At 54.3% G+C, this 25,699-nt stretch carries 31 protein-coding genes; 26 read left to right on the top strand and 5 right to left on the bottom strand.

The window, feature by feature from the left end; all coding sequences use genetic code 11:
- The first annotated feature begins 10 nt into the window (after positions 1–10).
- From JYE50_RS09810 to JYE50_RS09790, 5 genes are all read left to right on the top strand, one after another.
- Positions 11–793 (top strand): hypothetical protein, encoded by a 783-nt coding sequence (locus JYE50_RS09810; RefSeq protein ID WP_084095357.1) that lies wholly within the window; start codon positions 11–13, stop codon positions 791–793.
- 111 nt (positions 794–904) lie between these two features.
- Positions 905–1,876: a calcium/sodium antiporter gene (locus tag JYE50_RS09805; RefSeq protein WP_084095356.1), complete on the top strand. Its 972-nt coding sequence runs from the start codon at positions 905–907 to the stop codon at positions 1,874–1,876.
- 75 nt (positions 1,877–1,951) lie between these two features.
- On the top strand, positions 1,952–2,476 hold the full coding sequence (locus JYE50_RS09800; RefSeq protein WP_084095355.1) for a phage baseplate protein: 525 nt from the start codon (positions 1,952–1,954) through the stop codon (positions 2,474–2,476).
- 64 nt (positions 2,477–2,540) lie between these two features.
- Positions 2,541–2,906: a phage baseplate plug family protein gene (locus JYE50_RS09795; RefSeq protein ID WP_143763583.1), complete on the top strand. Its 366-nt coding sequence runs from the start codon at positions 2,541–2,543 to the stop codon at positions 2,904–2,906.
- 24 nt (positions 2,907–2,930) lie between these two features.
- Positions 2,931–3,695, top strand: coding sequence for a hypothetical protein (locus tag JYE50_RS09790; RefSeq protein WP_084095353.1), 765 nt, complete (start codon positions 2,931–2,933; stop codon positions 3,693–3,695).
- Positions 3,696–3,818: 123 nt separating this feature from the next.
- Here the strand turns inward: JYE50_RS09790 and yfcE are convergent, their stop codons facing one another.
- The gene (gene yfcE / locus JYE50_RS09785) at positions 3,819–4,364 is read right to left on the bottom strand and encodes a phosphodiesterase (protein ID WP_084095352.1); all 546 of its coding nucleotides are present in this window, start codon (positions 4,362–4,364) and stop codon (positions 3,819–3,821) included.
- A 45-nt stretch (positions 4,365–4,409) separates the two neighbouring features.
- On the opposite strand from yfcE, the gene JYE50_RS09780 reads away from it, so the two are divergent.
- Complete coding sequence (locus JYE50_RS09780) at positions 4,410–4,775, top strand: Gp138 family membrane-puncturing spike protein (RefSeq protein WP_143763582.1); 366 nt, start codon at positions 4,410–4,412, stop codon at positions 4,773–4,775.
- 52 nt (positions 4,776–4,827) lie between these two features.
- Positions 4,828–5,187 (top strand): hypothetical protein, encoded by a 360-nt coding sequence (locus JYE50_RS09775; protein ID WP_084095350.1) that lies wholly within the window; start codon positions 4,828–4,830, stop codon positions 5,185–5,187.
- Positions 5,188–5,190: 3 nt separating this feature from the next.
- Here JYE50_RS09775 and JYE50_RS09770 read toward each other — a convergent pair whose 3' ends face one another.
- Together JYE50_RS09770 and JYE50_RS09765 are read right to left on the bottom strand one after the other, a co-directional pair.
- Positions 5,191–8,076, bottom strand: a complete 2,886-nt coding sequence (locus JYE50_RS09770; RefSeq protein WP_084095349.1) for a hypothetical protein — start codon at positions 8,074–8,076, stop codon at positions 5,191–5,193.
- Positions 8,066–8,548 (bottom strand): RNA polymerase sigma factor, encoded by a 483-nt coding sequence (locus tag JYE50_RS09765; RefSeq protein ID WP_084095348.1) that lies wholly within the window; start codon positions 8,546–8,548, stop codon positions 8,066–8,068. The genes JYE50_RS09770 and JYE50_RS09765 overlap by 11 nt, the downstream gene beginning before the upstream one ends.
- Before the next feature lie 133 nt (positions 8,549–8,681).
- Between JYE50_RS09765 and JYE50_RS09760 the strand changes: the two genes are divergently transcribed.
- Both JYE50_RS09760 and JYE50_RS09755 read left to right on the top strand, forming a co-directional pair.
- The gene (locus tag JYE50_RS09760) at positions 8,682–9,599 is read left to right on the top strand and encodes a hypothetical protein (RefSeq protein WP_084095347.1); all 918 of its coding nucleotides are present in this window, start codon (positions 8,682–8,684) and stop codon (positions 9,597–9,599) included.
- A gap of 16 nt (positions 9,600–9,615) precedes the next feature.
- Positions 9,616–10,077: a DUF2612 domain-containing protein gene (locus JYE50_RS09755; protein ID WP_143763581.1), complete on the top strand. Its 462-nt coding sequence runs from the start codon at positions 9,616–9,618 to the stop codon at positions 10,075–10,077.
- A 57-nt stretch (positions 10,078–10,134) separates the two neighbouring features.
- Here the strand turns inward: JYE50_RS09755 and JYE50_RS09750 are convergent, their stop codons facing one another.
- Positions 10,135–10,422, bottom strand: coding sequence for a hypothetical protein (locus tag JYE50_RS09750; RefSeq protein ID WP_084095345.1), 288 nt, complete (start codon positions 10,420–10,422; stop codon positions 10,135–10,137).
- A gap of 129 nt (positions 10,423–10,551) precedes the next feature.
- Here JYE50_RS09750 and JYE50_RS09745 point away from each other — a divergent pair, with 129 nt between their 5' ends.
- From JYE50_RS09745 to JYE50_RS09675, 15 genes are all read left to right on the top strand, one after another.
- Positions 10,552–11,406 (top strand): peptidoglycan-binding protein, encoded by an 855-nt coding sequence (locus tag JYE50_RS09745; RefSeq protein WP_084095344.1) that lies wholly within the window; start codon positions 10,552–10,554, stop codon positions 11,404–11,406.
- Positions 11,403–11,621 (top strand): PilN family protein, encoded by a 219-nt coding sequence (locus JYE50_RS09740; protein ID WP_084095343.1) that lies wholly within the window; start codon positions 11,403–11,405, stop codon positions 11,619–11,621. Before JYE50_RS09745 ends, JYE50_RS09740 begins: the two co-directional genes overlap by 4 nt.
- Positions 11,614–11,751: a hypothetical protein gene (locus tag JYE50_RS09735; RefSeq protein ID WP_179138277.1), complete on the top strand. Its 138-nt coding sequence runs from the start codon at positions 11,614–11,616 to the stop codon at positions 11,749–11,751. The genes JYE50_RS09740 and JYE50_RS09735 overlap by 8 nt, the downstream gene beginning before the upstream one ends.
- 85 nt (positions 11,752–11,836) lie before the next feature.
- Positions 11,837–12,097 (top strand): phage holin, encoded by a 261-nt coding sequence (locus tag JYE50_RS09730; protein WP_084095342.1) that lies wholly within the window; start codon positions 11,837–11,839, stop codon positions 12,095–12,097.
- A 123-nt stretch (positions 12,098–12,220) separates the two neighbouring features.
- The gene (locus JYE50_RS09725; RefSeq protein WP_084095341.1) at positions 12,221–12,697 is read left to right on the top strand and encodes an RNA polymerase sigma factor; all 477 of its coding nucleotides are present in this window, start codon (positions 12,221–12,223) and stop codon (positions 12,695–12,697) included.
- Positions 12,694–13,653, top strand: coding sequence for a hypothetical protein (locus JYE50_RS09720; RefSeq protein WP_084095340.1), 960 nt, complete (start codon positions 12,694–12,696; stop codon positions 13,651–13,653). The genes JYE50_RS09725 and JYE50_RS09720 overlap by 4 nt, the downstream gene beginning before the upstream one ends.
- Positions 13,654–13,656: 3 nt before the next feature.
- Positions 13,657–14,691: a hypothetical protein gene (locus JYE50_RS09715; protein ID WP_084095339.1), complete on the top strand. Its 1,035-nt coding sequence runs from the start codon at positions 13,657–13,659 to the stop codon at positions 14,689–14,691.
- 18 nt (positions 14,692–14,709) lie between these two features.
- Positions 14,710–15,738 carry a hypothetical protein gene (locus tag JYE50_RS09710; RefSeq protein WP_084095338.1) on the top strand — a complete coding sequence of 343 codons (1,029 nt, stop codon included), beginning with the start codon at positions 14,710–14,712 and terminating at the stop codon, positions 15,736–15,738.
- A gap of 97 nt (positions 15,739–15,835) precedes the next feature.
- Positions 15,836–16,501 carry a beta/alpha barrel domain-containing protein gene (locus tag JYE50_RS09705; RefSeq protein ID WP_084095337.1) on the top strand — a complete coding sequence of 222 codons (666 nt, stop codon included), beginning with the start codon at positions 15,836–15,838 and terminating at the stop codon, positions 16,499–16,501.
- 151 nt (positions 16,502–16,652) lie between these two features.
- Positions 16,653–17,906: a cysteine hydrolase family protein gene (locus JYE50_RS09700; RefSeq protein ID WP_179138276.1), complete on the top strand. Its 1,254-nt coding sequence runs from the start codon at positions 16,653–16,655 to the stop codon at positions 17,904–17,906.
- Between the two features lie 167 nt (positions 17,907–18,073).
- Complete coding sequence (locus JYE50_RS09695; protein WP_084095335.1) at positions 18,074–18,964, top strand: hypothetical protein; 891 nt, start codon at positions 18,074–18,076, stop codon at positions 18,962–18,964.
- Between the two features lie 166 nt (positions 18,965–19,130).
- Positions 19,131–19,613 carry an RNA polymerase sigma factor gene (locus JYE50_RS09690; protein ID WP_084095334.1) on the top strand — a complete coding sequence of 161 codons (483 nt, stop codon included), beginning with the start codon at positions 19,131–19,133 and terminating at the stop codon, positions 19,611–19,613.
- Entirely contained in the window at positions 19,600–20,361 is a 762-nt protein-coding gene (locus JYE50_RS09685) for a zf-HC2 domain-containing protein (protein WP_084095333.1), read from the top strand. Before JYE50_RS09690 ends, JYE50_RS09685 begins: the two co-directional genes overlap by 14 nt.
- 138 nt (positions 20,362–20,499) lie before the next feature.
- Positions 20,500–21,042 carry an RNA polymerase sigma factor gene (locus JYE50_RS09680; protein WP_084095332.1) on the top strand — a complete coding sequence of 181 codons (543 nt, stop codon included), beginning with the start codon at positions 20,500–20,502 and terminating at the stop codon, positions 21,040–21,042.
- Complete coding sequence (locus JYE50_RS09675; RefSeq protein ID WP_084095331.1) at positions 20,978–22,114, top strand: hypothetical protein; 1,137 nt, start codon at positions 20,978–20,980, stop codon at positions 22,112–22,114. Before JYE50_RS09680 ends, JYE50_RS09675 begins: the two co-directional genes overlap by 65 nt.
- A 186-nt stretch (positions 22,115–22,300) precedes the next feature.
- Here JYE50_RS09675 and JYE50_RS09670 read toward each other — a convergent pair whose 3' ends face one another.
- Positions 22,301–23,416, bottom strand: coding sequence for a 5-methyltetrahydropteroyltriglutamate--homocysteine S-methyltransferase (locus JYE50_RS09670; protein WP_084095330.1), 1,116 nt, complete (start codon positions 23,414–23,416; stop codon positions 22,301–22,303).
- A 153-nt stretch (positions 23,417–23,569) separates the two neighbouring features.
- Here JYE50_RS09670 and JYE50_RS09665 point away from each other — a divergent pair, with 153 nt between their 5' ends.
- Both JYE50_RS09665 and JYE50_RS09660 read left to right on the top strand, forming a co-directional pair.
- Positions 23,570–24,481 (top strand): LysR family transcriptional regulator, encoded by a 912-nt coding sequence (locus tag JYE50_RS09665; RefSeq protein WP_084095329.1) that lies wholly within the window; start codon positions 23,570–23,572, stop codon positions 24,479–24,481.
- Between the two features lie 211 nt (positions 24,482–24,692).
- A complete protein-coding gene (locus JYE50_RS09660) occupies positions 24,693–25,661 on the top strand; it encodes a hypothetical protein (protein ID WP_143763579.1) in 969 nt (322 codons plus the stop codon).
- Positions 25,662–25,699: the final 38 nt, after the last annotated feature.

The following is a 25,699-nucleotide window of genomic DNA, read 5'->3' as shown; positions in this document are numbered from 1 at the left end:
GGGGTATCTCGTGCAGGAATTCCTGGCTTCCTTTGCCGTCAAAATTGATGAAGCAGGCGTCAGCCGCCTGCAGTCTGTCCTGTCTGAAAACCGCGAACTGGCGGAGCAGCTGGCAGCAGCTTTTGACGGTGCGTCCGCGGCGATCCGCTCCTTTTCGGAAGAGCTGGGTATCCTGCCGGGCTTTTCCGGTTTCGATGTCCCTGTGGAAGAAACCGCAGGTCCGGGCAGGCTGCCTGTCGGGCTGGACCTGGCACAGGCTTTCAGCGATTATGAGAGTTTCACCGCTCTGGTGAAACAGCCTGTTTCACTGAAAGCCAACGCCTCCGGGATCGTATCCGCCGCGCGGAGCGCGGTGGGCAGTATCCGGAGCATCTTTTCGGATCCGGTGGAAGTAAAGCTGAAAGCCAATTCAGAATTACGAATTCAGAATTCAGCATTAACGCCTACGGGCGGAGGGAATAGAATTAATTCAGAATTAAGAATTCAGAATTCAGAATTATTATCCGGCAGCCTGGAACATACAAACAATTCAGGGACGGGATTCGTGAAGTCAGAACTGATGTCGGAGATTCGGGGAGATCTGAATGCTTCGCGGATGAGCCTGGTTCTTTCTGAAATCCCCAAAGCGGGGGAGGCGGGAACGGGGAGTGTCAGTCATTACAGCCAGAACGTATCCGCGCCGGTGAATATCCATGTGACGGCAGCGGGAAGCGATCCGGAGCAGATCGGCCGCAGCCTTTATGATACGGCGGAACGATACCTGCTGCGGACCCTGCAGTCAGCCAAAGGATAAAATTCTATTTTGCGGTTTCCGGAGAAATAGACGGTTCTATTTCCGCAAAGCGAAGGTCGCGCATATGAAATGATATGGTATAATTTCCCCTGTCGGAAGGGGGAGAACAGAATGCTCGTACCGGTTTTGCTGTTTCTGCTGGGATTCATACTGCTGATCAAGGGCGGGGACTGGTTTGTGGATGGTTCCACGGATCTGGCCCGCCGTTTTCATGTTCCGGAGCTTGTGATCGGGGCGACGGTGGTTGCCATCGGAACGACCCTGCCGGAGGTGCTGGTCTCCGCGACCGGCGCGCTGAAGGGCCATAGTGAGATCGCCTACGGAAACGCCATCGGGAGCGTGATCTGCAACACGGCGCTGATCTCCGCTGTTACCTTCGCGATACGGCCCTGCAAGGTGGACACAAAGAGCTTCCGGGTGCCGGTGGTCTTTTTCTTCATCGCGGCAGTGTATTATGCCCTGAACGCTTATATCGGCCGGACCTTCAGCCGCCTGTCCGGCATTGTGCTCCTGCTGATTTTTGCTGCCTATATCGCCTACACCATCTGGGACGGGAAAAAGAACGGCTACGGAAGTACGGATGATGCTGAGGAAGCGGAAGACGGGGAATCCCCCCTTTGGAAGACCATGCTGATGCTGGCCGCCGGCGCGGTAAGCATTGCCGTAGGCGCCAACCTGCTGGTGGATAACGGAACCCTGATCGCCGAGGCTATCGGCGTTCCGGAAAGCGTGATCGCCCTGACCTTTGTGGCGCTGGGTACCAGCCTGCCGGAACTGGTAACGGCCATCACGGCGCTGGTGAAAGGCCACGGCGCCCTGAGCCTGGGCAACATCGTCGGCGCGAACCTGTTCAACCTGGTGCTGGTTTCCGGCCTGAGCACAACGCTCAGCCCGTTCAAAGTGCCTGTCAGTAATACCATCTGCGGCACGCCGGTTTCCCTGGCGGTGGATATTCCCGTAATGTTCTTTGTGATGGCTTTCATGACGCTTCCGGCGCTGAAACGGCAGAAGCTGACCCGGTTCCAGGGCATCTTCCTGCTGTGCGTGTATGCCGCGTTCTGCGTATTCCAGTTTGTCATCTGATACCCCTGTTGATCCGATCCGACCGGCCTGCGAAAATGCAGGCTTTTTTTGTACCCGCAGGAAGGGAGAAAAAGAATGAGCATGGCTTCCACAGCCTATGTTGCCTGCGCGGCAGACGGGAAAAACTACGCCTGGCACTTTACCGGGGTGACAGCTATTGAACACAGTCTGACGCTGGACCTGAACCGGGAGGCGCCCCAGGGAACGGAGACCGTTAACAGCGCGAGAAACCTGCCTGACCGGGTGACACTGTCTGTGATTGAAACCGATACGGCCCACAGTCCCGGCTGGTCTGCCCGGATGCTGGAGGCAATGGCCTCCCTGAAACGGAACCGCATCCCCTGCAGGGTGGTCACCTCCCTGGGGACCTATGAGAATATGCTGCTGACGGAGATCACAGCCACCCAGGACGAGGAAAACCAGGAAGGATGGAGCGGGGAACTGGTCTTCCTGGAATACCTTCCGGCGTCTGCCGGAAACGACGGGGAGGTAAAGACAAACACCAACTCCTCGGTGCGGGAAAACACCGGAACGGCAGGAAACCTTAAGAAAGTGACAGGAACCGCTTTGACGCAGATGCTGCAAAGAGCAGGGGTATAACCAATGAACAATTAACAATGAACAATGAACAATTAATAGTTAAACCTTTATTGGGAGAGATGGTATGACGGGGTATTTATTACCGGTGACAGGGGAAACGTGGCAGGTGATGACGCTGGATCTGTCCATCGGCGGGGAACCTTTTCACGCGCAGGCGGAGCTGCGGTACCTGCCGGCCGCGGACCAGTGGTTCTTTTCCCTTTGGGACCACGCGGCGGGTGAACTGCTGGTAAACATGATCCCGCTGATCTGTTCCCGCGGGGAGATGAATGACCTGCTGCGGCCTTTCCGGCATCTGCGGAACGGAAAAGGGGCAGGCAGCCTGCTTTGCCTGCGCGGAACAGAGGAACCATCCACCCGGGATCCGGCCGGGGAAAACCTGGCGGAGTTCAGGCTGCTGTTTCTGGATGAAATACCGGATGAAAACTGACATGCTGCCATAGGGGAAAACGAGATGAGCAATCCAATGATCCGGTCATTGACTGTGATGGCGGACGGAGAACGGGTAAAGGGGCTGAACCGTGTATCTGTGACAGGCCGGGAAAGCCTGGGCCTGGAACCCCTGCCGTTTATCCTGCGGGCGTGGAATCCGGATGATTCCGCCCATGCGATGCTTGCCGCCGCAAAGACGATAACGGTCCTGCGGGAGAACAGCCTGCTGGCGGCAGGACAGGCTGCCGGAGTTTACCGGCGGACTGTGCCGGAGGGGATGATTACGGAAGTTGTCTTTTCCCCGAACCTGGCCCTGTGGGAAGCGCCGGTCTCCCTTTCCGTGGAGGCCGGCACTTCTGTATCTGAAACTGTTCAAAGGATCCTGAATGCTTCCGGTACCGGGATCCGCCTGCTGACCTGCGCAGGACCGGATCCCGTGTTTTCCAGGGGACAGGCTTTCCGCGGACGGGCAGCGGAATGTGTGAATGACGTGCTGTCTGCCGTTCCGGCACGGGCATACATGACGGAAGCGGGACTGTGCGCGGCGCCGGCGGAAGGGCTGCCGGTGTCACTGACGCTGACCGAAAGCGATTTGACAGACGTTCCGGTTTTCACCGGGGGAAAGATGATCCTCCGGACAAAACCGGCGGGCTGGCCGCTGGGAAAACGGGCAAAAGTGAAATGGAAAAACGAGTCCACGGAGGGACTCGTTACAGAGCGCAGTATAGACGCTGACAATATGACAGGTAGCTGGCAGGCGGAAATCATTTTGGAAATTCAGAATTAAGAATTCAGAATGATATTAAGGGATCTGTCTGTATGCTGTTCTCTGGTTTCCGGAGTCTGTCAGAAACTGTATCGGGAGAACGTTTTGCAGCATGTGCTGTTCACAATTCTGCATTCTGCATTCTTAATTCTGCATTAGTTTGTGGTATTCCACGCCATCCAGGGTTTTCCAGGTGAAGGTACCGTTTTCCAGCAGGATATAGCCCCGGGGGGAACCTGCCTTCGGAATGGAAACGGAACCCGGGTTGAGGCAGGGAATGCCTTCCCGGACGTCCCAGGCGGGGATGTGGGTATGGCCATACAGGAGGATATCTCCCGGCTGCAGCGGCGGGAGGTGATCCGGGCCGTAAACATGACCGTGGGTGGCATAGAGCCGGAGACCGTCCACACAGACCAGGGCGTAGTCCGCCATGAGGGGGAAGTCCAGGACCATCTGGTCCACTTCCGTATCACAGTTGCCGCGAATGCACAGGATGCTGTTCTTCCGGGCGTTCAGGGCGGGAATCACTTCCTTTGGCGCGTAGCCGTCCGGCAGGTCATTGCGCGGGCCGTGATAGAGAATATCTCCCAGCAGAAGCAGGCGGTCCGCCTGCTCCCGGTCATAGGCCTTGAACAGCTCATTGCAATACAGGGCGGAACCGTGAATATCCGAAGCGATCAGCAGTTTCAACGAAAGGTTCTCCTTTTCTCAGTACAATTATATCGAGGTGACGGAATGAATCATTCGACAGACGGCGGATTGTCTCCTTCCGAATGGCTGGCGGTGAAGAAGGATATTTTAACCTCTTTACACTGTGCCATGCCGGGAACGGTGGAAACCTTTGATCCGGGAAAAGGGACCGCGGAGATCCGGCCCGCGGCGTCTGGCTTTCCGCTGCTGCGGGATGTGCCGGTCTTTATGCCGGTTCCCTTTGAAGTGAATCCGGGAGACGCGTGCCTGGTGGTATTCGCGGACTATGATACGGATGCCTGGCAGGAGAACGGAGAGACTGGAGAGCCCAGGTCGGGGAGGAGGCACTCCTTGTCAGATGCATTCGCGTTTGTAGGGTTCAGGAAGAACCCGAGAACAATTCAGAATTAAGAATTCAGAATTCAGAATTAATTGCGGCTGCGGCCGCGAAAGGAGAGAGTGTATGCTTATCCGGCCTGTGGATGAATCCGGGGATGTGCTGCCGGTACTCAGGGTTTCGGATATGCTGAAGGGGAGCAGGGCGACGGCGGAACTGATCCATGACCGGCTTCGGCTGCTGACCGGCGAGTGGTGGGAAAACCCGGGCCGGGGCAATGGCGTACTGGAGATGCTGAAGGAATCCCGGCTGACGGAAGCAGACGGGCAGCTGATTGCCGGATACCTGTCCTCCTATATACGGGAAACTCCCGGAGTACATGACATCCGGGAGTCAAAAGTTTCTGCTGACGGCCGCAGGCTCCGCTTTTCCTTTATTGCGGAGACCACGGATGGGAGCGTTGATATTTCCTATGAATCAGAATGAGGATCAGGGGGTAACGGTCTGATCAGGTTCAACAGTTCGGGTGTCTACGCGAACGATGGGTTCATCAGGCCTGTCTGACCATGCCATGATCAGCGTATCGGGAAGCTCCTCAGGCAGCTTGCAGGGCAGGCGGTACACGTAGGTGGTGTCATCATCCTCATATTCCTGGGAGATCGAGTGAATGACGGTTCCGCTGTACGCGTTCATGTCCCTGTTTTCATCCAGCAGGTGAGCGTGCCTGAAAAAGTAATCCCTGTCTTTCGTCCTGAACTCAGCATAATCGGATACCTGTGACCGGTAAATGGAAACGGTCATTTTATCAACGTTTGCCGGGTCAGAGGCCAGCCTGTATTTGCCGATGAGCAGGGGTTCCTGTTTTGAATCGGGAACATAGATCGGGATGATGACCTGTTCCTGCCGGTAAGAGCCTTTTGTTCCGAGCTCCCAGGACATCAGGTTGCAGAACAGGTCATAGATCTCCTGACTGGGAATGGATTTTCCTGTTGCGCGCAGGATGGCTGAGCCGTTTTCGGTCAATTCGGTGCCGTTGGAATAGGAATCCAGCATGGATTCGGCAGAAGGAGAAGTGTAGTTCAACGACTCGGGCATGGAGGAACTTAAGGTGACGCGGATCACTTTATCATAGCCATGGGCGGCAGCCCATTCTGTAATGGTCTGGGATCTGCTGTCCGGTACCTGTCCGATCTTTTCCGGTGAATCAGAAGATGGAGTGACATCAAAGTTTACCACCAGGCATTTTTCAGACTTGGGGGTAACCTCAACGGTGAGGCAGATATTGCTTGTATCGGCGACGGCTTCAAGCACCTTCACCGAGGCCGTTTCTGTTTCAGCTTCATCCAGCTTTTTCAGGGTATACCATGCCTGTACCGCTGGCTCTGTGGTATTTTCGGGAATCGTGACAAGATAGTATTTAAACGTATCAGGAAGGTTTTTCAGTATATCGTCTGTCATTTCTTTTGTCGGTATCATAATACAGTTCTGATTATCAGCCAATGGATTAAAAAAATTGGTAATGTTCGAAAAACTTCCGGCCATCTCATTATCAGAGAGAGAAAGGATGCAATAGCTGACGAAAGATCCGTCATCTTTCAGACGATTCAGTTTACAGTATGTATTCAGGGAAGCCCGGATAATGGAGACGGTTATTTTTCCTTCTGGTTTTCCAGTGTCCGGATCAACAACCGAGATGTAATCAGCAAGGGTTACAGGTACCTCACCTGTAGTGCTGACAGACAATGATATGCCTTTTTCCTCACATTCTGCAGCAATAAGGCGATAGGAGGGTTCATCACTCATATCATAAGGGGTAAGAGACAAGTGAAGGGGATACTGATCAGTATCAGGAACTGTACTGCTGACAAGATTGATGAGGGTAGAACCGGTTTCAGTGATCTCTACCTCTGTGGCTCTGAATGGGTCAAACAATCCATCGCGCAGAGACGTTGCATTAAACTGCAGCAGTTTATGATAACCGTGTTCGACGGCCCACTGATAAACGGTCTGCCCGTCATAATCTGATGTTATTCCAATATTCTCCAGGGCACTATAACTTGGATGCATATAGTCAGCCAAGGTGAGGCAGTTACTATTTTTTGGTTGAACCTCAACAGACAGATAAACAGCTATACCGTCTGTGACTGCTTCCCGGATCTTCACAGTGCCCTGATCAAATTCAATGTCTTCCTGCTCATTTTCCTGTGTGTTTTCCTGCTCATATTCCAGAGCATCGATATAACAGTAACGGGCAGTCAGTACAGGAATATTGTCATAGAGGCAAGAAGCATCCGCATAGATCCGGTAAGAAGATCCGGCTTTCCATGGGAAAGTGCAATACGAGGGGCTTTCAATGATTACCGGCCGGGATGTACCATCTTCGCTGGTGTTGATCAACACCCTCAGGGGGCTGGCAGAGAGGACTTCCTGTACAACGCCTTTGACATAGTATACCTGGCCAATCCTGACGTCTATTTTATTCACCAGATCTTTATAAGATAAGGCATCTGTTAAGCCCCATGCCTTCCCGGAATATTCAGTAATGGGCGGGATGTCTGAAGTGCTTGTTCCAGGGAAGACTTCAAGCTCCGGAATATGAGACGCTGTATCCGTGAGGGTCAGGCGGATGCTCCCTCCGTCGTGCAAGCCCGGAAGGAACGACTCACCCTTATCTTCCATATTCCACGGAATGATATGGAATTCCAGGTCATATACGTCATTGTCTGCGGCAGGACCCACAATGGTCATTAGAGCGGATCCGTCTTCCCTGAGCGTGTGCTTTTCAATATGCCAGAGACGGGAAACGGGGCCGGGTGTGTCATCTGACGGAGCATTCAGGTCAACAGCCAGGGCCTTCGGAAAACCGTGCTCCACGGCCCATTCATACAGGGACTGCTCCGGGCTGTCAGGCTGGATTCCATACAGATCAGAGACATACTGAACAGACGTGCTCAAAAGGTGATTTGCGTTCAGTGCAAGGGTATGTTCATTCTTTGGCCGGATATCAACGGTGATCCGGATATCAGAGCCATCCCTTACCGCTTCAGTGAAAGTCAGAACAGCGTGTTCTGTCTCAATGGGTGTGGGGCTGGCAAGGGGGGTGACGGTTGTCTGTGCTGTGGCGGTAATATCCACAGGACTGGTTGCCACGGGCGTGAGGTAGTCGCGATGGTCATTTCGGGCGGCTATCACAATGCCTCCGATGACGAGTACCAGCGCGGCAAAAGAAGAGACAAGCCGCATGGAGAAGTTCCACTTCGGCCGGCTCTCCCTTTCCGCCTGCCGGTTCAGCTGGTTCAGGGTGTCCATAACGGACTGCTGGAAATATTCATCCGGTTCGCCCAGGGCGTTGCGGAAATCTTCATTACGTTTCATATTCTTCCAAAGCCTCCTCGTTCAGGATGTCCCGCAGCCTGGTGCGGCCGCGCATAAGTCTCGTTTTAACGGTGCTGGCAGGGAGCTTCAGGATCTCTGACACATGCCTGATCTCATATCCTTCGATATAGTGCAGGATGACGGGAACGCGGTACTTTTCCTTCAGCTGAAGCAGGGCGCCCCGCAGGTCGACGAATTCCGGCGCGTCCAGGGGACGATCAGGAATCTCGCTGACAGGGTATACCCGCTTTTCATGACGCTGGATATCGTGGCACGCGTTGAGGAGAATCCTGATGACCCAGGTCTGAAGGTAGCGCTCGTCCTTCAGGTTTTCCCGCTTTTCCCAGCTGCGCCGGATGGCTTCCTGTACGGCATCCTGCTGATCCGCCTCGATCATCAGCTGGCCCCTGGCGATCCGGTATAACGTGGGTGTCATCCGGATAATCGCCTCGGTAAAGGCTTCGTTGGTCACTTTGGTTTCCTCCTGAAGATAATCTGCCCGGGCATTTTGACATCCGTTAGACGGAGAAGCCGGCAAACAGGTTTCATTTTAGCACAAGTTTTTTCCGCGTAAATGCGACAGTGAATGATGAATTGGAGGATGTATGTCTTATTTCGCGCCATATATTGACGGAACCGGCATCCATATGCCGACTTATGAAGACCGGCTGGAAGACCTTACGGAAGCCTACCGGAACATCTTTGGTATTGAGACGGAACTTGGACCAGCTGTGCCGGATTACCAGCTGTTATCTGTTTTTGCCAAAGCGCTGGATGATGCTTCCGCCCTGGTACTGCAGGCATATAATTCCCGGAATCCGGCTTATGCCTCCGGGAACGCGCTGGATCTGCTGCTGCCTGCCTACGGCCTTACCCGGGCGGCAGGGGAAACAGACGCATCTGTACGGGCACGGATCCGGCATTCCCTGGCTGGCCGGAGTACCGGAACGGCGGATGCCCTGCTGGCCGCGGTGAAAGGAGCGAAAGGTGTACGCGATGCCCGGCTGTATGTGAATGATACAGACAGTACAGACAGCATCAGTATTCCCGCACACAGCATCGCGGTGGTGACCGACGGCGGAAACGGGGAAGCTGTGGCACAGGCAATCTTCGATAAAAAGCCGCCGGGGATCGGGACATGGGGAAGCACCACGGTTACTGTCCCGGACGCCCAGGGGAACGGTCATCCGGTTTCCTTTACCCGGAATACGGACAAGATGATCGTGGTCTATCTCTTTATCCGGGTGCTGGAGGGCGGAAACCGGGATGAGATCCGAAATGCCCTGAAGGGACCGGTGGCGGACTACATCAACGGATTGGGCCTGGCGGCACCGTTGAACATTCCGCAGCTTTACGGCGCAGCCTACAACGCGAAACCGGAGATCGCGAAAACCTTTATCATCACTGATATCCAGGCAGCAGTAAGCGGCGAATCTTCCGCGGCGCGGGATCTTGTTCCCTGCGCGTGGAACGAAAAAATCACCACCATTCAGAACGGCGGTGTGATCTTCTATTTCAGTTAATGAAGGCAGAAACAGGATGAATTGTGAATTGTCGGATTATCTTTCTCTTTTTCCCGCTTCTTCCCGGGAACGGCCTCGCTTTATGGCGCTGGCAGAAGCTGTCCTCCGGCAGGCGGCGGACCTGATGACCCTGGCTGCGGCCCTGCAGCCGGGGTATTCGTTTGCCTGTGCGGAGGGAATTCAGCTGGACAGTATGGCGGAGGCTTCAGGACTGAAACGCGCGAATCTGGGCACAGATGTTCCGGATGAAGCTTTCCGGTGGTATGTGCTGGCCAAGCTGGCCCTGTGGACCTGGGACGGAACAAATGAAACCGTCCCCGCGGTACTGGAGGCTGCCTCTCCGGGAAGCATCCTGACAGACAACGGGGACGGGACGGTGACGGTGAGAGGGGGAAGTGTTTTACCGATCCCTGCGGGGATTGGGAAAACAATGCAGAATTCAGAATGCAGAATTCAGGATCAGGTTGCTGGCGCATGATGAGCCGCTTTCTGGTTTATGGACATCATTTGCGACAGTGGACAAACGAACTGTTTATCACATGACGCCATGGGAGCGGAGCAGTTCACAGAAGCGCTTACGGGCAAAGAAGACCACAAATTTATAGCTTTCACCGCTTCTCATGTGAATGGTGACCGCGGGAAGAAACAACGCGCGGTCTTCGGTGATGCCGGCGATATCAGTGTATTTCATTTCCAGGTTCCGCAGGTTGGCCGGGATGGTCAGTTTGCCGGTTTTGTAGGTAATGGCGTTGTCATCCGCAATAATGTCGCCGCCCAGAAGACCATGGTAACAGAAGCTTACAATAAACAGGTTCTTTTTCATGGGATTTACCTCCTTCAGCGGCACAGGCCGCTTATTTACTGATTAAAGAATATGACAAAGGGAGGGGAATGAACAGGATGAAAAAGGAGAAATAGACGCTGATAATTGATTTGAACAGGAGGGGTGCAAATGATCACAACGGAAGCATTGATCGAAAAGTTCCGGCAGGCCCTGAAGGAGAAATGGGGATATATCTGGGGAACGGCCGGGGAGAAGTGGACGGAAGCCAAACAACGGGAACTGGAGAAAAGCACTGATTCCAACAGGGCCCAGGGACGAAAATACGGAAAGAAATGGATCGGGCACACGGTCGCTGACTGCAGCGGCCTTTTTTCATGGGCTTTTAAGCAGCTGGGCGGCACGATGTATCACGGGTCCGACACGATGTACCGGAAATGGTGCACGGAAAAGGGGGAACTGAAGAAAGGAAAACGCACGGACTGCGCTGTCCTGAAACCGGGCACGGCGGTTTTCGTGTGGAACGGCAGCCGGTACAGCCATGTGGGCTTGTTTGTGGGAGACGGAACTGTGATCGAAGCGATGGGAACGATCAACGGGGTGACCACAACGAAGGTCACGGCGGGGAAATGGACGCATTGGGGAGAGTTGGCCGGCATTGATTATATCAATGCCGGCAATGAAGAATTACATGATCGCCGTGACCAAAGTTCCAATGGGAACTTTGACGGCTGTAATATGGCAGCTGTTACCCAAATCAAAGATTTGGACAACTGCTCAACAATGAACAATGAACAATTAATGGTTGAAGCCTGGCCGACGCTTCGGAAGGGGAGTAGAGGGGAGACTGTTAAGGAACTGCAGGAGGTGCTGGAAAGGAAGGGATACAGTGTAGGTTCCTGCGGGATTGACGGGAAATTCGGGAAAGATACCCTGGCGGCGGTGAAGGCCTTCCAGAAGGATCACGGGCTGAAGATGGACGGCATTGTGGGACCGGTGACGAGAAAGGAGCTGATGAAAGAATGAACATTGAGACGATCGTTGCGGCGCTGATCACCGCGGGTTTCGCGTTCCTGGGTGTCTATATGAGCAACAGGAAGCAGGCGGCCCTGGTGGCATACCGGCTGGAAAAGCTGGAGGAGAAGGTGGATAAGCATAACAGCGTGGTGGAACGAATGTACCGGCTGGAGGAGCAGGTGAAAAACCTGCAGGCGGAAGTGAAGCTAATCCACAATGCATAATTCTGCGATCGCCGTTACCCGAATTAAAAATCCGGACGGCTGTAGCATGGGAAGCATTTACCACGAATGGCTCGGCGTTACCAGCGCTGAAACGCTGACGCCTGCATGGACGATCTGTTACCAGCGCTAAAGCGCTGACAGATCAGTCTTAAGCGTGGATGCTTCCTCAACAATTCAGAATGAAAACATGTAAAGTGTGATGAGGAGGAAAAAAGATGAAGATTAACTGGAAGGTTCGTTTTCAGAACAAAGTATGGCTGGGAAGTTTTTTCAGCCTGATCGTTGGGTTTGTCTACAGCCTGCTGGCGCTGTTTGACGTGTTTCCCGCGGTAACGCAGAACCTGGTGGTACAGCTGCTGAACCAGGTGCTGACTTTCCTGGGCCTGATCGGCGTGATCGTGGATCCCACGACCGCCGGGATCGGGGACAGTGAACGGGCAATGGGCTACGAAACGCCGTACAGGGATGAGGAGTGAGCCGGGGGGGAATGCCCCCGGCCTTTTTTTATTTGTAAAATTTCCGACAGTTTAACTTTTTTCCCTCCCCGGGCGTCTATAATATGTCATGACTGATGAAAACTCTTCGGAGAGGTTGTACTGATGATGGATGAACTGCAATTCACACGGAAGCTGCTGGACAGCGAACAGATGCTGTACAGGATCGCCTGCGCGCTCCTCCGGTCCGAAGCGGACCGCCAGGACGCAATGCAGGAGACCGCACTGAAGGCCTGGCAGAATTACGGAAGGCTGCGGGAAGAACAGTATTTTAAGACCTGGATCTGCAGGATCATGGTAAATGAATGCCACAACCTGCACAGGAAAAACAGCCGGTGTTTCCCGGCGGAGATGATTCCCGACCGGCCAGCGCCGGAAAACGATGACCAGGAGACACGGCTGATGCTGGAAAGCCTGCCGGAGAAGCTGCGCGTTCCGCTGGTGCTGCACTACCTGGAAGGGTTTACGCTGGAAGAGATCGCGCGGATACAGCAGGTATCCCTGGCGCTGGTCAAAAACCGGATGCATCGGGGACGCAAAGCGCTTCGTGTGGAATGGGACGGAAAGGAGGAGTCGAAATGACAGAGCAGGAGCTTCGCGCACGGCTGAACCGGATGACCGGCGAAATCCCGGCGGAAACACACCAGGCATATCTTTCGGCTGTCCTCAGGGGAAAGGATGAAGTCAGGGTGAAAAGAAAGATCCCTGCCGGGCTGGTCTTCGCGATCGTGCTGGTTCTGCTGGCGGCCGCTGCTGTTGCCGCGGGCGTTGTATACGATATAAGATGGTGGTTCGGCGGACAGAACAATGGAAATGACGCGGCCTGGCAGCAGGAGATTATGGAAAACCGGGTGGAAGAACCGGCCCAGCAGCAGGCGGATGACGGCCTGGTGGATGTTACGGTGCAGGACGTTTCCTGGGCACCGGAAGCGGGGGAACTGATCATCACCTTCAGGGCAGCCCCGAAGGACCCGCAGCATTATGAACTGCACAGCAAATGGGCGCTGGATACGGACGGCTCCTATATGGGTAAGGATTATGAACCGCCGGAAGACGCTGACGAGGACGCGGAAGAGAGAAATTATCATATGCTGTGGCGGGATAACCGGGAAACGGATGAAGTGACCCACGGACCGGTTGCGGAGATGATGGATGACAACAGCAAAACCCTGCTGCTGATCGATGCGGAAGGTGTCAGCCTGAAGGACGGAACTTCACTGGAAGGATCCGCTTCGCTGGATGAGCTGCGTACACCGGACGGGGATGTGGTCTATATGATGTATTACCATCCGGACTGGCTGAACGCTTCCTATGATGAAGAAATGAGGAAATTTGTTGAGGAATATCCGAATATGAAGGACTACGCGGAGCAGCAGATCATCACGGCACAGGCCGGGCGGGAAACGCTTGGCAGTGAGGGAATGAACTGCGTCCTGCGTTACAGGGTAATGGAGTATACGGAGGACGATGCCGATCTGTATACCGGCGGAACGGCCGGACAGGTGGAGTTTGCCATCTGCACCGGGAAAGGGGAGTAAAGAATGCTGAAAAGAATAATCCTTTGTCTCCTGTGCCTGCTGACGGCGGTTTCCGGCTGCATGGCGGAGGAACTGCCTTCGCAGGCATATGAATGCGAGATCCGCATGTATCCTGATCTTCCGGAAAAAGCCATGAAGGCGCTGCTTTCGGAATATATGGCGCCGGGCTGCGAGGTGACCTATGATGAAAATATGGCCTGGTGCGATGAACTGCTGATGAGCGGATACGGCTGGCACCGGAGTGCAGAAGCGGTGACCGAAGACAGCGAAAGGATCAGGAACTGCCGGGAAACGGCGGAAAAACTGCTCCGTACCGCATATCCGGATAACGAACCGGAACTGATCACCGCCATGCCCTATCAGGATTTTGAAGCGAAAACTATGGAACGGTCAGAGTGCTTCGAGCTGAAAGACGGGCAATGGTTCTATATGGACAGGCCCCTGACACATGAACTGGAGGGAGCGCTGACGGCCGCACAGCTGAACGGCGCGAGAGAACGGGAACGGATAGAACAAATCGATCCGGACTGGACGATCCTGCAGTACCATCCGGGTCCGGTCTGCGGACTGCCGGTGGGACTGGTGCTGGACAACGGACAGGAATATATGCCGTTCTGCCTGACAACTTTCATTTTTGATGCCGGGAACCACATTGTTTCTGTGAACCTGGGCGGAAGCTTCACGGCCAATCCTGTCCGGGAAACCGTGGTGAAGATCACCGTGGAGGAAGCACTCCGGATAGCTGCGGAAAAGAATGACGGAACAGAAATCTATGACTGGCGGATACGGGGATGGGAGGGCAATGCCTATGACTTCCTTCTGAAGGAACTGGGATGCTCATCCATCCGGATGCGGATGGTTTCCGGCAAAACCGCACGCCTGGTGATGGCCGTCAATAAAAAAGGACGGCTGCAGCCGGCCTGGGAATGCAGTGAATACTATGAGCTGCTTATGGATAACGAGGTCATTCAGGAACACCACCAGGGACCGTGGAACTTCTACATTTCCGCGGAGGACGGGTCCCTGCTGAATCCGTAAGAAAAGGAATGATGAGAGATGAAGAGAATTATTGCGCTGGTTCTGTGCCTGATGGCGGTGGTTTCCGCCTGTATGGCGGAGGAAATGCCTGCCGGAGTATATACAGGCAGGATCAAAATGTATGGGAAGATTCCGGAAAAAACCATGGAGACAGTGTTTTCCGGATACATGGTTCCGGACAGCGAGAAGGTATTTGCTGATAACAGTGCCTGGAGCAAGGATCCGGTCATCTTCAACGGAGAAGGATGGGATGTGATTCCGGATCCGGAAATTTTGGATAATGAACGGACCAGGGCTTGCCGGGAGATCGCGGAGACACTGCTGGAGACAGTCTATCCCGAAGGAGAAATGGAACTGATTGCCGCCATGACTTGCCGGGATTATATCGAGCGTGACTTTGAAAGATGGGATTTCTGGGACCGGGAAGACGGACAATGGTATTATCTTGGAAAAGCTTTGTCGCCGGGACTGGAGAAGGTTCTGGAAGCGATGCAGAGAACCTGCGGGGAAAGACGGGAAAGAATCGAAGAATTTAACCCGGATGTTATGATCCTGCAATATCACCCGGCCCCTGTCTGCGGCCTGCCGGTCGGGCTGCACTCCTACCGGACTGAAGATCCGTCATTCTGTCTGAATACATTTGTCTTTGACGCGAACAACTATCTTGTTTCCGCAAGACTGGGAGGCGGCTTTACCTTTGAACCGGGGAAAGAAGCTTTGATCACCGTCACGGAAAAGGAGGCGGAGGCCATCGCTGCGCAGACTCCTGTACTGCCCAGCTTATCAAGCTATGACTGGCGGGAGTATGCCATTGGACCTTATGATGAACTGCTGAAGGAACTGGGATACGCTGAGATCCGGCATGAGTTTGTCAACAAACAGTCCCTGCGCCTGGTGATGGCTGTGGACAGCAAAGGAAATATCCAGCCTGCCTGGGAAGGATGGGAAGTGATGAATGTGCTTGCGGACGGGAAAATCGTGAAGGAATGCTATGATGCCCTGACGTATTACTACATTTCCGCGGAGGACGGGTCCCGGCTGGAATGAAGTTTTTTCCGTGACAGGCCGCCTTCGGGCGGCTTTTTCTTGCTTTTCAGGACAGATTCGGGGATAATGAACGCATCACTCCTGAAGGAGGAACCGAATGGAAAAGAACTTTATTCCCAATATACAGAGTTCACTGAGGGGCCATATCCTGAAAATGCCGGAGGCGTGCTATTCCGCCAGCGGCATCATTGTCAACGGCCGGAGGATCAAGACTTTCGTTTTTACCACCGACCTGGCTATCATCCGGAACTGCGACGCGGACGCCGTGTTCGCGGTCTATCCCTTTACGCCGCAGCAGGCGATCAGCGACGCGATCATCAAGGCATCCTATATTCCGGTGTTCTGCGGGGTGGGCGGAGGCACCACAAAGGGACCGCGGACCGTGGCACTGGCAAAGGACGTGGAATGCCAGGGCGCCATGGGCGTGATCCTGAACGCGCCGATCACCAACGCGAACCTGGCGGCGGTGGCCATGGCGGTGGATATTCCGGTGATCATCACCGTGACACAGGAAAGCACGGATATCGAGGGCAGGCTGAAAGCCGGTGCCTCTATGCTGAACGTGGCCTGCGGGTCAAAGACGCCGGGAGTGGTGGAAAAGATCCGGGCGGAGTATCCGGAGATCCCGCTGATCGCCAGCGGCGGCAACTCGGAGGAAAGCATTGCCCGGACCATTGCCGCGGGAGCGAACGCGATCACCTTTACCCCGCCGTCCACAGCGGAACTGTTCAAGGAAATGATGGAAAAATACAGGGAAGAGTAATCCCGGCCGCCTTAGGGCGGCTTTTTTGGTTGCAATCATGAAAAAAGGGCTTTTTTCCGTTTCCGGCGAATAGTAGAGGAAGACTCAGAAGAAGCATGTCTTGTTTCCCTATACTCACTGCGACAACAAAAAGAATACGGGAGGAATGAAGATGAACAAACGACTGATCGCAATGGTTCTTGTTCTTGGCTTGCTCCTGTCCTGCGCAGGGCATGTAACGGGTGAAGAGGCGGCCGCGCCGGCGGCGCGCAACGCGGCGGAAGACCTGCTGCTGATCGTGGACTTCCAGAATGTATACCTGCCGGGGTATGACTGGGCCTGCCCCAATATGCCGGAAGCCATGGTGAATACGATTTCCATCCTGATCAATCCGGAAGCGCCGGATTATCTCCTGACAGCGTATATTGCCCCCACGGAGCCGGTGGGACGCTGGCAGGACTACAATGAAGCCTATAAGGAAATCAACGAAAACGACTTCCTGTCTGAACTGGCGGAAGCAATACTTCCCTTCGCGGAGGAAGGCCGTGTGGCGGAAAAGACCACCTACTCCTCCATGGACTGCGATGCTGTGGTGGAAGCCATGAAGGGGAAGAAAGCGGTTGTGCTGACCGGTGTGGTTGCGGAGTGCTGCGTGCTGGCCACCATGCTGGACGCGATCGATATGGGCTATGAAGTGGTGTATCTGTATGACTGTATCGCGGGATGCTCGGAAGAAAATGAAGCAATGATCAAAGCCCTTGCCGAGAGCTTCGCCCCGGTTCATACGACCGTGATGAGCAGCGAAGAGTATCTGGACGCCATCGGCGCCGGAAGCGCCTGGGGTGGTGAAGATGATGAAGCATTCTACTGGAGCGATCCGGATGAAAAATATATAGCGGAACTGCTGGCCCCGATGAAGGAGATCCATGACGAAAAAGAAGCGGAAGCCTACATGAAGGAACTGTGGCCCCTGCTGAGCAGCGAACCTCTGCCGGAGGGAGAACTGAGCATGAATGTGGATGAGCATGACATGAGCTACCACATGTCCATCAACAACGCGGAAGGGAGAGACCTGTACACCGCGAACTTCCTCAGCAACGGCGTGATCCAGGAGATCGGGTATAATGACCTGGATGACCGGAAGTATTCGGCTTCCCGGATGGACGGCGCGGACCTGGACGAAGCGGTGTGGGAGCAGGCGAAGGGTCAGCTTACCGAACAGCTTGAGAAGCTGGCGCCGGGGGTGCTGGAGCTGCTGGAGCCGCTGAAGGTGGAGGATTATATTGACGTGGGGGACAAGCAGTACCTGTATATTTACGCGATGCCGCTGGACCCGGCCTATGATGTGGCAACCTGCATTATCGCGGTGCTTGATGCGGAAGGCAACTGTGAACTGATGGATTATTCCTGCTACGGGGCGGGCTGAGCGATCCCGGCAGCAGAACGACAGCATATACCGGGAAACAGGAAACTGTTTCCCGGTTTTTTGAGCGTGGAAGACAAAGGTACTTTGCTCCGTTCTTATAGATGAACAGCTTTTCGTGGACGCCGGGGAAACCTGCTGATAAATCATTGCCGAAAGGAAACAACAAAATGAGAAACATCCTGAAACGATTCCTGGTCCTGGTGATGGCAGCTGCCATGGTCCTGTCCGGCTGCGCGGCAGCCTTTGGTGAGACGGCGGATTCTGAGACTGCGCGGATAGAGGAACTCGTGACCGACTTTTTCGAATTTTGGGGAAACAGTGATTATGATCCTATGGTGGAACTGTGTGATCCGAAGTGGAAATCGAACTGTGAAAATCCCAAAAACGCGCTATTTAACCTGCTCGCGAACAGAAGGGCGCTGGAACTGTATATTGAGCTGATTTCCGAAAACGGGACAGGATCGGACGGCACGGTAACGCTTTCAGTACTGATGGACCGGAATGACGGAAAGGAACCGGTACAGTACAGAATGTCCATTCATGTGATAAAGGCCGCAGACGGGAATTGGTATATTGATCCCCAAAGCCTGAAAAGCTATGAGGTCATCACAAGTGTACAGACAGAGGCTGCGGATGACACGGTAATCCGGAACAAACTGGCAGTCTTCTTTGAAGGATGGGGAACCAATGACCTTGACCGGATGCTGGAAGTGTGCTCCCCTGAATGGAAGAAGGAACAGGAAAACGCCAGACGGAGGCTGTTTGAGCTGCTGGGAAACAGGACAGCTGTGGACGAAGAAATATTAAATATCGAAAAAACGGAAACGGATACGGTTCGTAAGGCGATGGCTTTTATAACGGTGGACCGGAATGACGGCAGGGAACCGATACCGTATTTCGTCAGTATTCTTATGAAAAAAGGTGAAGACGGGTTCTGGTATGTTGACCCTGAAAGCCTCAGAAGTCCGGAACCGACTTTGAATGATGAACTGGCAGCGGAAGCAGCTGCTGAAACGGAGAATGACAGCACAACGGAAGAGAAAGCTCCCGCCAGATAAAAGCTGCGCCAGGTATTCAGACTGTGTATGAGAAAGGCAGGATAACCGGCAGATGAGACAGAAATTTTTTCTGTCTCATTTTTTTGTAACGTTTTTTCCGGATGTGCGACTAAAAGAATGAAAGCGCTTTTGAAACTGCGGAAGGGAGGGACGCGCCACGGCTGACATGGAAGAAATGTACGACCGCTACAGTGGCATGGTAAAAGCCTACCTGACGCGCCTGAGCGGAAGCAGTGAACTGGCGGAGGAACTGACGCAGGAAACCTTCTACCAGGCGGTCAGGAGCATAGACCGGTTTGACGGAAGGTGCAGCGCAAGCACCTGGCTGTGCGGGATCGCGAAACACCTGTATATCGACGCGGTCCGCAGGCGGAAACCCACGGAGCCACTGCCGGAGGATATTCCCTCCGGGGAGGATTTCGCGGAAAAGATCGTGCGGAAGGACCAGGCGATGATTGCCCACCGGTACCTGCACAGTCTGGAGGAACCATACCGTGAGGTGTTCACCCTGCGTACCTTCTGCGACCTGAACCATACACAGATTGCGGAACTGTTTAAAAAGAGCGAGTCCTGGTCCCGGGTGACCTATTACCGGGCCAGGCAGATGCTGCGGGAAGCCATGGAGGGAAACAAGAATGAAAAAGAATGACTGTAATGTGATCCGGGACCTGATGCCCCTGGTGCTGGACCGGGTTGCCAGCGATGAAAGCCGGGGACTGGTTGAGGAACATATGGAAACCTGCGAGGAATGCAGGAAAGAGTATGAAAAGATGAAGGCGGATATGCCGCAGGAAACGCTGGCGGAATATGAGGAAGAACAGCGCACCATCGTGGAAGCGTTGAAAACCACCCGCGCGACCCAGCGCAAACGGAAACGCAGGAAACTGATCCTGGTGTTTGCTGTCGCTTTTGTGGCGGTGATGGCGGCAGGATTCCTGATGACCTGGCTGGATCAGGGGAATTGGCCGGTGAACAATGAAAAGTACACCATGAGTTTGAGCAGACTGAAAAACGGGGAAATTGTTGTAACGATGGATCTGAGATTCAATTCCAGTTATATTGGATCAAATGCTAAAGTTGTAGAGGAGAACGGAAAGAAAATCCTGTATGAATCTGTTTACGTTCCGCCGCTCCGGTATATTAACGGCGGGGAGAATCATGGCAAATCATTCTGGTCTGTCTGGAGTGATTCGGATCTGCCGGACGAGGTTCGCCAGGGCAAACCGGGAGATTATGTGACAATCTGGAAAAAGGGAGATCCCATTCCGGATGCCTCTGAGGAAATGGAAAAATATATGGAGATGGAGAGAAAAGCATATCCTTATCTATACGAAGAGGGAAAAGACAGTCTCAGCGAACTGGATGAGCTTGAGAATGCTGTGCCGGAATGGCATTGAACCACACAAGCGTTTAGCGCAGGGCAAAAGCCCTGCGCTTTTCTTTGTGTTTTGATATATTTTTTTGTATGATGGAGCACAGAGCAGCAAAACCACGTCTTAATAGTGTATCCGGATACGGGAAAAGGAAGTGAAAGCATGAGTGATCAAAACGAACAGCTTTTTATCGAAGCTGTGAAAGCCAGACGGCAGGCAATGTGGCGGGTGGCTTATAACCTTCTTCACTCGGACGCGGACGCGGAAGACGCGGTTTCAAGCACGGTGGAATCCACCTGGAAACACCTGCCGAGGATCCATACGAAGGAAGCCCTGCCGGCGTACCTGATGCGGAGCGTGATCAACGCGGCCCACGATGAACTGCGCAGGCGGAAGCGGACAACGCCGATCGAACCGCTGGAAAATGTGCTGGAGGCTCCGAAGGCCGAACGCGGCATAGCGGACTACCTGACAGCACTGGATGAAAAATACAGGCTGCCGATGCTGCTGAAATTTGATGAAGAGATGCAGGAAAAGGAGATCGCGGCAGCGCTCCACCTTCCGCGCGGGACCGTTTCATCACGGATCGCGCGGGGGCTGGAAATGATCCGGAAGGAAATGGAAAAGGAGGGAATGAAGAATGCTTCAGGAAGATATGAAAAAAGCCATCCAGGCGAAGCGGAGAACGCCGCCTGCGGGCTTTGAAGCAAGAAGCGATATGCAGATACTGAAACTGACGGCTGAGACAAAGCCGGGAAGGAGAATGCCCCGGGCCGCGGTGATCCTCTGCGTGATCCTGGCGGTGATGGGACTGGCCACAACCCTGGCGGCAACGGTGGACGTATGCAATGCCAGGCTGCACGCTCTCTGGCCGGAAGCCGCGGAGTTCCTGATGCCGGTGGATATGAGCTGCGAGGCGGAAGGGATCCGGATGGAGGTCATTTCCGCTGTGGTGAAGGACAACAAGGCCATGATTACGTTCTCTCTGCAGGACCTGGAGGGAGACCGGCTGAGTGAACATACCGCCATTACGTCCGGTTCGGAAGCGTTCCCAAGGAGCGATGAGGAACAGTATACGGTAGACGGCCCGCTCTGCCTGTCCTATGACGCGGCTGAAAAGAAGGGAGTATACGCGCAGGTTTACGATTTTGAGCCGGAACTGATCAGCGAGGATTATGAGATTCCGCTGCTTATTGATTCACTGGAGACGGTGAAAGTGGATGAAACAGACCTTCGCCCGATGCTGGAACAGTACGGGAGGGACGTGAAGACGGCGGAAGCGCCCGGAGACGCGAGAGCACTGCGTTACAGAGTGGTTTCGACTGACGGCAGCAGACCGGAAACGGCCACGATCCTGGATCCTTCCGCGAACCTGAAGATTCCGCTGAATGAGTATGTGGAACTGAGCGGGATCGGCTGGATAGACGGAATGCTGCATGTGCAGATTCACTATCCGGACCATGTGATGAAAAAGATCAGCCGGGATACGGAGTATTTTCCCACGTCCTGCTGGCTCCGCATGTATGGCGTGGACGGAATCAGTCCCTGGCACTGGCATCCGGAAAAGCTGCCGGACGGGGTGATCGGATGGGAATGGGATGAAAACGGCGATGAGATCGGCGACTGGGAAGAGTATATATTCCCCTGTGAGCCGATAGACGTGGAGGAGGGAGTTCTCCGGGCTGAACTCCGGGATAACACCAGCTGGCAGGAAATCAAAGGGAACTGGTCTGTGAAGATCCCGATGAAGAGAGTCCAATTCCAGGAAGGAAACTGACCGGGAGCCGTTCCGGAATAACAGAGGAACCCCCGTTTCCCACAGGCCGGGAAACGGGGGTTCTTTCATTTAGTATTCGTAAAGGTCTTCATTTCGGGCTGCAAAGAGACTCCGGAGGAGATCCCTCCACGCGGTCGCAAGCGACCTTGGTCGGGATGACAATGGGGACGAATTCCCGATTCAGGGTCAGCCCCAGACTTCTTCCGCGATCTCTTTGACCAGCTTCAGCTTGGCCCACTGCTCCTCCTCAGTCAGCTTATTGCCGATCTCGCAGGAAGCAAAACCGCACTGGGGACTGAGGCACAGCCGGTCCAGGGGAATAAACCGGGCAGCGTCATGAATGCGCCGGATCACTTTCTGCTTATCCTCCAGGACGGGGGACTTGGTGGTGATGAGGCCGAGGACGACCTGCTTGTCTTCCGATACTTTCGCCAGGGGCGCAAAACCGCCGGAGCGCTCATCGTCATATTCCAGGAAGAGGGCGTTGACGTTCTCCCGGGCGAAGACATAGTCCGCCACGGTGTCATAGGGGCCGCTGGTGAAATAGGTGGAATGATAGTTGCCGCGGCAGATGTGGGAATTGATGACCATATCTTCGGGCTTGCCTTCCAGCGCCAGGTTGTTGACCTCCAGCAGCTGGGCCTTGACCTCCTCCAGGTCGATGCCCAGGGATTTGTAGCGCTGCTGCGCGGCGTCACCCACCAGGGCACCCCAGGTGCAGTCATCCAGCTGGAGATTGCGGCAGCCCGCGTCATAGAACTGGCGGATCACATCCTGATAGGCCTTGCCGATATCCCGGATGAGCTCCGCGTTGTCCGGATAGAACTTCCGGGTGGTTTCGAAATTGGCGGGGATGATCATCTGCTGGAAGGTCTGGGCGGGGGCGGGAATGGTGTATTTTGCCACGGTATTCTCATCCTCAAACTGCTTCAGGAAGGAGAAATACTCCACAAAGGGATGGGCTTTGGCCCGGATCTTTCCGACCAGGTAGGTGTCATCCAGCACGGCCAGCTCATCATGGAAGGGTACGCCCTTTCCGGTTGCTTTGTGGTCCACACCATCGAAGCCCCACATGAAGTCCAGGTGCCAGAAGGTCCGGCGGAACTCGCCGTCGGTGATAACGTGATAGCCAAGCTCCTTCTGCTTTGCCACCACTTTGGTGATTTCACAATTGATAATCCTGTCCAGTTCCTCCCGGTCGATCTTACCGGCCTGAAAGGCTGCCTTGGCGTCCTTCAGGGCCTGCGGCCGCAGGAAACTTCCCACAAAATCATAGCGGAAGGGTGTTTTCAGGTTGCTCATACGTCAGGTCTCCTCTCCGTGATCAATGCTATGAACCGGATTGTAAACCTACCGGGGAAATAGGTAAAATATATCTTTTACAGGGTTTACCATAGAAAAAATCTATGAACGGTGATATACTGCAATTAAATCCTATCCATGGAGGAAAATGCCATGACCCTGAAACAGCTCCTGTACGCGGTGACGGTGGCGGAAACCGGAAACATCACGGACGCGGCGAAAAAACTGTTTATTGCCCAGCCCAGCCTGACCGCAGCCATTCATGAGCTGGAGAAAGAGTACGGGATCGTACTTTTTGCCCGGTCCAACAAGGGCATGGAAGTGACCCCGGACGGGGAGGAATTCCTGGGTTACGCCCGGCAGGTGCTGGAGCAGGCGAACCTGATCGAGGAACGGTATACGGGGCAGAGCATGGGAAAGCAGCGATTCTGTGTATCCTCCCAGCATTATTCCTTTGCGGTGGAAGCTTTTGTCAGGCTGCTGAAGGAACAGGCCGGCAGTAAATATGAATACCATATGCGGGAAACCCAGACCTATGAGATCATTGAGGATGTGGCACACCTGCGCAGCGAGATCGGGGTGCTGTACCTGAACCGCTTCAATGAAACGGTTATCCGGAAAACCCTGCGGGACAACAATCTTTCCTTTACGCCCCTGTTTACTGCGAAGCCGCATGTGTTCATCGGCAGGGATAATCCGCTGGCTGAGAAGAAAAGCCTGACCCTGGAAGACCTGAAACCTTATCCCCGGCTTTCCTTTGAGCAGGGAAGCCACAATTCCTTCTACTTTTCGGAGGAAATCCTGAGCACTGCGGACTGCGACCGGGAACTGGTGGTGTGCGACCGAGCCACGCTGTTCAACATGCTGGTCGGCCTGAACGGATACACCATCTGCAGCGGAGTGATCAGTGAGGAACTGAACGGACCGAATATTATCGCGAAGCCGCTGGAAGCGGATGATTATATGGAGATCGGCTACATCCTTCCGGGTGCTATCCGGCCTTCCTTCCTGACAGCCAGGTACATTGAGATCCTGAAAAGCCTGGCACCGTCAAACCCGGAATAACAGACAAACAACAGCGCGGCAGTCCCTCAGGGGCTGCCGTTTTTTTGCCTGCCCGGCGGCAGGATCGGGATTTGTTATCAGAAGGTTCATCTATGTAAACAAGTTGTAAAATTTGCAAAAATGTCTTTACTGATGAAACAAAAATGCGATATTGTGCGTCTAATAAAGTAGATGGGAGTAACAGAATAATCCGGAAGAGAGGGACAAGCGGGTGAAGAGATCATATATCCGGACAATTCTTATGATAATCTGCCTGCTGGCTGTGACGGCAGGGACAGCGCTGGCAAACACGGGGGACAAAGTCGATTCTTTCCTGAATAACCAGTGGAAAGAATACGCGGACTGCCTGAAACCTGTCCGGATGAGCTGCGACAAAGCCGGAATCCGGATCGAAGTGATTTCGGCGGGCGTGAAAGACCGGAAGACGCTGCTGGTCTTTTCCCTGCAGGACCTGGAGGGAGAACGGATCGACGCGGATACCCGGACAGTGCTGTATGACGATCTCGGCAGTTATGAAGGGGCTGCGGCCTATATGCTGGATTATGACGAGACAACGCACAAGAGCATATACGCGGAAGAGATCCGGCACAGCAAACCGGTACAGCCGGAGGAAAACGGGATCACGTTCAGCATGAAAGACCTGCAGCTGACGCGGCATTCGGAAACGGACCTGATCCCGCTGGTGAAGCAGTACGGGAAAAACGCCGGAGGCGTCATGCCGCCGGAGAACCTGCCGGTGTGGTGCGACCGCCCCGGTGAATACCAGAGCGACCAGGTGCCGGATCTCAAGGTGCTGGATTATACCCATCCGCTGAATATTCCCCTGAGGGACAACCTGATGCTGACCGGGGCCGGCTGGATAGATGGCCTGCTGCATGTGCAGATCCACCATATGGACAGGCCACATGCTTCGGTAAAGAACAGCTGCCAGGATCCGCTGGTGTTCAGCCTGTGCGATGATATATATGCCGAGCGGAAGGACCGGCTGCCGGAAGGCGTCCGGAGGCTCAGCTGGGACGAAAACGGCGACCGGGCGGCGGACTGGTATGAATACCTGTTTGCCTGCGGACCGGAGGAGATGGACCGGTTCAACATTGTGGCGGAGATACAGGAAACCCTGGGCGTGCTGGAAGAAAAATGGGAGATCAGGATCCCGGCGGACACGATCCGGGATTCCTGACAGCTTTGACCGGAAGGACAACTGCCTGAAGGAGGGTC

This window comes from Aristaeella lactis (assembly GCF_018118585.1).
Taxonomy (GTDB): Bacteria; Bacillota; Clostridia; order Christensenellales; family Aristaeellaceae; genus Aristaeella; species Aristaeella lactis.
Note: the sequence above shows the minus strand (reverse complement) of the source record. Positions and strands in the feature narration are given on the sequence as shown.

What these genes read in the sequence shown, in the direction of transcription:
- JYE50_RS09805 (WP_084095356.1), top strand. Translation starts at nt 905, where the DNA reads ATGCTCGTACCGGTTTTGCTGTTTCTGCTGGGATTCATACTGCTGATC.
- JYE50_RS09800 (WP_084095355.1), top strand. Translation starts at nt 1,952, where the DNA reads ATGAGCATGGCTTCCACAGCCTATGTTGCCTGCGCGGCAGACGGGAAA.
- JYE50_RS09795 (WP_143763583.1), top strand. Translation starts at nt 2,541, where the DNA reads ATGACGGGGTATTTATTACCGGTGACAGGGGAAACGTGGCAGGTGATG.
- JYE50_RS09790 (WP_084095353.1), top strand. Translation starts at nt 2,931, where the DNA reads ATGAGCAATCCAATGATCCGGTCATTGACTGTGATGGCGGACGGAGAA.
- JYE50_RS09780 (WP_143763582.1), top strand. Translation starts at nt 4,410, where the DNA reads ATGAATCATTCGACAGACGGCGGATTGTCTCCTTCCGAATGGCTGGCG.
- JYE50_RS09775 (WP_084095350.1), top strand. Translation starts at nt 4,828, where the DNA reads ATGCTTATCCGGCCTGTGGATGAATCCGGGGATGTGCTGCCGGTACTC.
- JYE50_RS09770 (WP_084095349.1), bottom strand. Translation starts at nt 8,076, where the DNA reads ATGAAACGTAATGAAGATTTCCGCAACGCCCTGGGCGAACCGGATGAA.
- JYE50_RS09760 (WP_084095347.1), top strand. Translation starts at nt 8,682, where the DNA reads ATGTCTTATTTCGCGCCATATATTGACGGAACCGGCATCCATATGCCG.
- JYE50_RS09755 (WP_143763581.1), top strand. Translation starts at nt 9,616, where the DNA reads ATGAATTGTGAATTGTCGGATTATCTTTCTCTTTTTCCCGCTTCTTCC.
- JYE50_RS09750 (WP_084095345.1), bottom strand. Translation starts at nt 10,422, where the DNA reads ATGAAAAAGAACCTGTTTATTGTAAGCTTCTGTTACCATGGTCTTCTG.
- JYE50_RS09745 (WP_084095344.1), top strand. Translation starts at nt 10,552, where the DNA reads ATGATCACAACGGAAGCATTGATCGAAAAGTTCCGGCAGGCCCTGAAG.
- JYE50_RS09740 (WP_084095343.1), top strand. Translation starts at nt 11,403, where the DNA reads ATGAACATTGAGACGATCGTTGCGGCGCTGATCACCGCGGGTTTCGCG.
- JYE50_RS09735 (WP_179138277.1), top strand. Translation starts at nt 11,614, where the DNA reads ATGCATAATTCTGCGATCGCCGTTACCCGAATTAAAAATCCGGACGGC.
- JYE50_RS09730 (WP_084095342.1), top strand. Translation starts at nt 11,837, where the DNA reads ATGAAGATTAACTGGAAGGTTCGTTTTCAGAACAAAGTATGGCTGGGA.
- JYE50_RS09725 (WP_084095341.1), top strand. Translation starts at nt 12,221, where the DNA reads ATGATGGATGAACTGCAATTCACACGGAAGCTGCTGGACAGCGAACAG.
- JYE50_RS09720 (WP_084095340.1), top strand. Translation starts at nt 12,694, where the DNA reads ATGACAGAGCAGGAGCTTCGCGCACGGCTGAACCGGATGACCGGCGAA.
- JYE50_RS09715 (WP_084095339.1), top strand. Translation starts at nt 13,657, where the DNA reads ATGCTGAAAAGAATAATCCTTTGTCTCCTGTGCCTGCTGACGGCGGTT.
- JYE50_RS09710 (WP_084095338.1), top strand. Translation starts at nt 14,710, where the DNA reads ATGAAGAGAATTATTGCGCTGGTTCTGTGCCTGATGGCGGTGGTTTCC.
- JYE50_RS09705 (WP_084095337.1), top strand. Translation starts at nt 15,836, where the DNA reads ATGGAAAAGAACTTTATTCCCAATATACAGAGTTCACTGAGGGGCCAT.
- JYE50_RS09700 (WP_179138276.1), top strand. Translation starts at nt 16,653, where the DNA reads ATGAACAAACGACTGATCGCAATGGTTCTTGTTCTTGGCTTGCTCCTG.
- JYE50_RS09695 (WP_084095335.1), top strand. Translation starts at nt 18,074, where the DNA reads ATGAGAAACATCCTGAAACGATTCCTGGTCCTGGTGATGGCAGCTGCC.
- JYE50_RS09690 (WP_084095334.1), top strand. Translation starts at nt 19,131, where the DNA reads ATGGAAGAAATGTACGACCGCTACAGTGGCATGGTAAAAGCCTACCTG.
- JYE50_RS09685 (WP_084095333.1), top strand. Translation starts at nt 19,600, where the DNA reads ATGAAAAAGAATGACTGTAATGTGATCCGGGACCTGATGCCCCTGGTG.
- JYE50_RS09680 (WP_084095332.1), top strand. Translation starts at nt 20,500, where the DNA reads ATGAGTGATCAAAACGAACAGCTTTTTATCGAAGCTGTGAAAGCCAGA.
- JYE50_RS09675 (WP_084095331.1), top strand. Translation starts at nt 20,978, where the DNA reads ATGCTTCAGGAAGATATGAAAAAAGCCATCCAGGCGAAGCGGAGAACG.
- JYE50_RS09670 (WP_084095330.1), bottom strand. Translation starts at nt 23,416, where the DNA reads ATGAGCAACCTGAAAACACCCTTCCGCTATGATTTTGTGGGAAGTTTC.
- JYE50_RS09665 (WP_084095329.1), top strand. Translation starts at nt 23,570, where the DNA reads ATGACCCTGAAACAGCTCCTGTACGCGGTGACGGTGGCGGAAACCGGA.